Source organism: Deltaproteobacteria bacterium (genome assembly GCA_016930875.1).
In the GTDB taxonomy this organism is placed as follows: domain Bacteria; phylum Desulfobacterota; class Desulfobacteria; order Desulfobacterales.
Window position 1 is genome coordinate 1 of record JAFGFW010000009.1, and the last position, 3,886, is coordinate 3,886.

Annotated in this window: 6 protein-coding genes; all 6 read left to right on the top strand. The window is 48.6% G+C overall.

Going from position 1 to position 3,886, the window contains the following annotated elements:
- The first annotated feature begins 166 nt into the window (after positions 1-166).
- Positions 167-664: a lytic transglycosylase domain-containing protein gene (locus tag JW883_00750; protein MBN1840798.1), complete on the top strand. Its 498-nt coding sequence runs from the start codon at positions 167-169 to the stop codon at positions 662-664.
- 162 nt (positions 665-826) lie between these two features.
- Positions 827-1,366 carry a hypothetical protein gene (locus tag JW883_00755; GenBank protein ID MBN1840799.1) on the top strand — a complete coding sequence of 180 codons (540 nt, stop codon included), beginning with the start codon at positions 827-829 and terminating at the stop codon, positions 1,364-1,366.
- Positions 1,367-1,474: 108 nt separating this feature from the next.
- Entirely contained in the window at positions 1,475-1,765 is a 291-nt protein-coding gene (locus JW883_00760; protein MBN1840800.1) for a hypothetical protein, read from the top strand.
- A gap of 38 nt (positions 1,766-1,803) precedes the next feature.
- Positions 1,804-2,832, top strand: a complete 1,029-nt coding sequence (locus JW883_00765) for a hypothetical protein (GenBank protein MBN1840801.1) — start codon at positions 1,804-1,806, stop codon at positions 2,830-2,832.
- A gap of 120 nt (positions 2,833-2,952) precedes the next feature.
- Entirely contained in the window at positions 2,953-3,384 is a 432-nt protein-coding gene (locus tag JW883_00770; GenBank protein ID MBN1840802.1) for a hypothetical protein, read from the top strand.
- An 86-nt stretch (positions 3,385-3,470) separates the two neighbouring features.
- On the top strand, positions 3,471-3,886 hold a 416-nt coding region (locus tag JW883_00775), incomplete at its 3' end, for a hypothetical protein (protein ID MBN1840803.1).

The window sequence follows — 3,886 nt, forward strand, 5'->3', positions numbered from 1 at the left end:
GAAGTTAAAAAATCTTTTCAGACTCCTGCTAAATATATTCGGTTTAGTCTTGAGGATTAACGGGCGATGAACGAAGTCGTATTCCCAATGTTCGCTGTTGCTTTCTGCCCCTGTTTCGCGCTTTTTTGCGCCATTTTTTAACAGTAATGGGTTACTGTGAGGTGTAATGACCAAAGAGCAAATAATAATTCAAATCACATCTGCCGCGGAGAAGGCGAAACTGGATCCGGCGATTGTGTATGGGGTCTGCGTTAAGGAATCCTCACTCGATCCTATGGCGGTCCGGTTTGAAGAAAATTATCGTTGGCTGTTTCACCCTGACCTGATTCGTCCTACCTTTTGTTCACTCGACACAGAGAAATGCCTTCAAAAGTTCTCCTTCGGGCTTATGCAGGTCATGGGCGCCACTTTTCGTGAGTTGGGATTCCGGGGCTGGCTGACTTCGATCCCTCAAGATATAGGGGTGCAGCTCGAGTACGGATGTAAATACCTCCAACAAAAAATCAAGAAGTACGGCAGAGATGAAGGCATCTTGGCTTACAACGCGGGATCCCCAAGGAAGAGCAAGGTTCCTGGGAAGAAATACGTCAACGATTCATATCTTAGTGAAGTGCTGGAATACGCACGAGAATACATTTCGAGAGAGGCAGGTGGTCATGAATGAGGTAACCGGGTTTGTGAAAGAAAACTGGGATACAATTCTGTTTTTGGCCGGTGCTGTGGAAGTTTTTCTCGGCGCCTTACCGAACAATCTGTTCAGATATAAATCATTTATTCTGAAGCTCTGCGCTTTTCTGAATCAGTTCGAGCTGAAAGGGGGGGAATTATGAAACAAAGTTTTCGATTTTTGACCGGCTTGTATTCGGTGGTTCTGGTGTTTCTTTTGGCGTGCTTCGTATTCTTTCCGTTCTCCGGCTGCTCCACGATCCAAATTGCCCCGACCGATGGGCTTGGTGTCTGTGATCAGATACCGGAGGGAGAGACTTCAACAATTTGTGAGATTTCGGTCAGGGTCGGCCAAAAGCCTGAAACGGTGGCTGGTGTCTTGAAAGTAACCAATTTAGCGCTCCTGGCCGAAGATGTTTATACCGCCCAACAGGCACTTGATTTTATAGAGGATGTTGAGACCCGTTTGAACGAGGCGAAAACTGCCGGGAATGGGGTGAGTTATGTGTCGGCTATTGATTACGTTCGAAACCGATTTTTAGCCCTTCCTGCAAAAGTCCAGGCCTTTTTGGTTGTGGTCTCTGATTTTACGGAGGTCGATATCGGGAGTGATAAATTTCTAACGAACTACGATATCGATCTCTTGCTGGAGCATCTGGATAAACAGAGGGCTATTGTCGCCCCGTTTCTGGTCACTTAGGTAGGAAAGTGACTGACGAGGGTGTTTCGCTACCTTAGCTGGCCCTGATGCCCTTCGGGGTGTCAGGGTTGTTTTTATGACGGCTTGGATAAAAAAGAGGCGTAGAAGATGGCGGCACATATTCAATGGTTGCCTGATGATCTCAAGGTGGGCGTCATCCGGATTGCTGATGAGGGATTTCGGTATCGGGAAGATCCTTATCTATTTGCGTGCTTTGTAACCATTGACGAAGATGGTCTAGCCGAATTTTCCGGGGCTACAGGGGGCTGCCAGAGACGCCTCATGTCTGAGAGGAGGAAGATCATGGCGGAGGTCAAGGCCCTGGGTGCGAAGCGGTACAAATGGGAGAGGCTTGACGAGGGTGGCCGAATAAGGGTTGTCGAAGGAAACATCAAATAAGGGGGACCTTTGTCTGATACTAAGTGAAAGGAGCGTCAATGGCGTTGATTAAAGGCTTGGAACTTGCCGCTAAAGAAGCTGGACTTTACCTCCAATTAAAGAAAAAAAGCCCGTCTGCGGCTGATTTGTTCCTAAAAGACATCAGGAAGCGTCGGGAGACAGAAAAGGAGCGTTCGGCAAATATTGTCGAACTGTGTCGTCAGGAGGTTTCTGATCTGAGTAAGGGGCTTCCTGATAACCGTGGGGTCCATGCTTTTTCAATGGGCTGCTTGGATGGCTATTTCCACCTGGGTGAATATCTCGCCGATGGAAGGGCATTTCTCTGGAAAGATTCCGTGCTGATAACTCCGAGCAGGACGGGAGGTTACCGGTTCTTCGTTTACAAATGTGATCGGCAGGATCTGGATGTGCTTAAACAGTTTCAGAGGCTCGGAGTGATCTATTCACTTGTCCAGATTCCGGGGTTGGAGAAAGAGACGAAGTCCCGAGAGATCGCCTACGACCTCGAAAAGGTTTTTGATCCGGCTTCCTATTCGGATACATACAAGCGAAAGAAGCGGATCAGGCTGCCTTTTGTTTATCTGGAAAAGAATAGCATTACCATGGAGCCGGTCTCAGAGGCGAACCTGGCGGAATGCCGGGCCCTGCATGACAAATGGGTTGAGTTCAAGCTGTCTGACGAAAAGACCTACCAGATAATGTTCCCGCGGGCACGATACTATTACTGTACGAAAAAGGTTATCGATGGCTTCCCTCCTCCGATCAGTGATCATCTTTGTTATGAGGGGTTCACCTTCAGGGCTGGCGGCGGCGAGCTGGCCGCGGTGAATATCATGTCCATAGAGCATGGGCAGGCGTTTGGTCTGGCCATGTACGGGAAGACCTGGGAGCAGGAATATAGTCGGCTGATGGGCGCTACGGATCTTTGGTATTGGAAGAAATTTCTGGATGAGGGGATCAAATATTACAATGCAGGGATGACGGTAAATAGCACCCACAAGGCGTTTAAGACGCATTATCCGTATTTTGTTGTCGAGTTTTTTGCATATAGCCGCATTCAGGATTGATCAGGTTTTCTTGCGGGCATTTGCCACAGTAAGTAATTACTGGCTTTTGTGCCCACAACATGGTAAAATTAAAGCTGAACTTTACAAATTGAATCTTACAAAATTCCAGGAGGGGTTGAGGTGAAGAGTTTACGTCGAGGAAATATCCTTTTTGCTGTCTACTTTATCGTTTTTTCGTTGTTCATCCTGCTGCTCTTCACTTCGACCAATGCAAGAGCAGATCTGACCAATTACACCGTTCCATACCTTGCTTGTGACGATGCAACCTGGTGGGCGGGGATTGATCTTTATAATGGGAGTACCAAGGCGACCTCTGTGACGATTTTGTGGCAGGACGCCATCGGCAGGACTATCAAAACACTTACGATCGAGATTGCCGCCTTTGGCCATTACCAATTGGGCACCGGACAATTGAAAAATACCATGACGTTGAGGGTTACAGCGGACAGCACTTTATCGATTACGGCTTTTCAAGGTTCGCTTGACTCGACCGGCAAAATAATGGGGATCACGGCACTGCCGATCGTCAGGGAGACAGCCTTAAAAAACTGATTCGCCCCACGAGCGAGAAGGCTCCTTACAGTTACCAAACTCTTTCGTGGGGCAGCAAGACGGATGTAAACAGGTCGCCGTTTTGGGTGTATGGCGGGCGACTTGAGTGTTCCAAATTATGGGTTGATTACTGGAAGATTGTCGAGCTGGTGGCTCAGGCTGTCTATTACGCTTTTCCGGATAGGGTCGACCGGCGGCTGAGTATCGGCGATGCCACTTGCACTGATGGCATGTGCCCGGATCATCCGGAGGGTTCTCACGGCCCTTGGCCGGTGAACAAGCTCGATCTCAACTATTACACTTTCGGACCGAACAACACGACCCAGTACCGACCCGGTGGCGCCGGTGATCCGGAGAATGTCGTTACTGATCTCTGGAATCTCCCTGGCGGTTTTTTCGGGATTGAGGATCTCAAAACAGACGTATTCGATTGGGAACGGAATTATGCTTGCTGGCGGATGATCCGGGAGGCTTTTCCAGCAGCTCGTATCATGATTAGCAA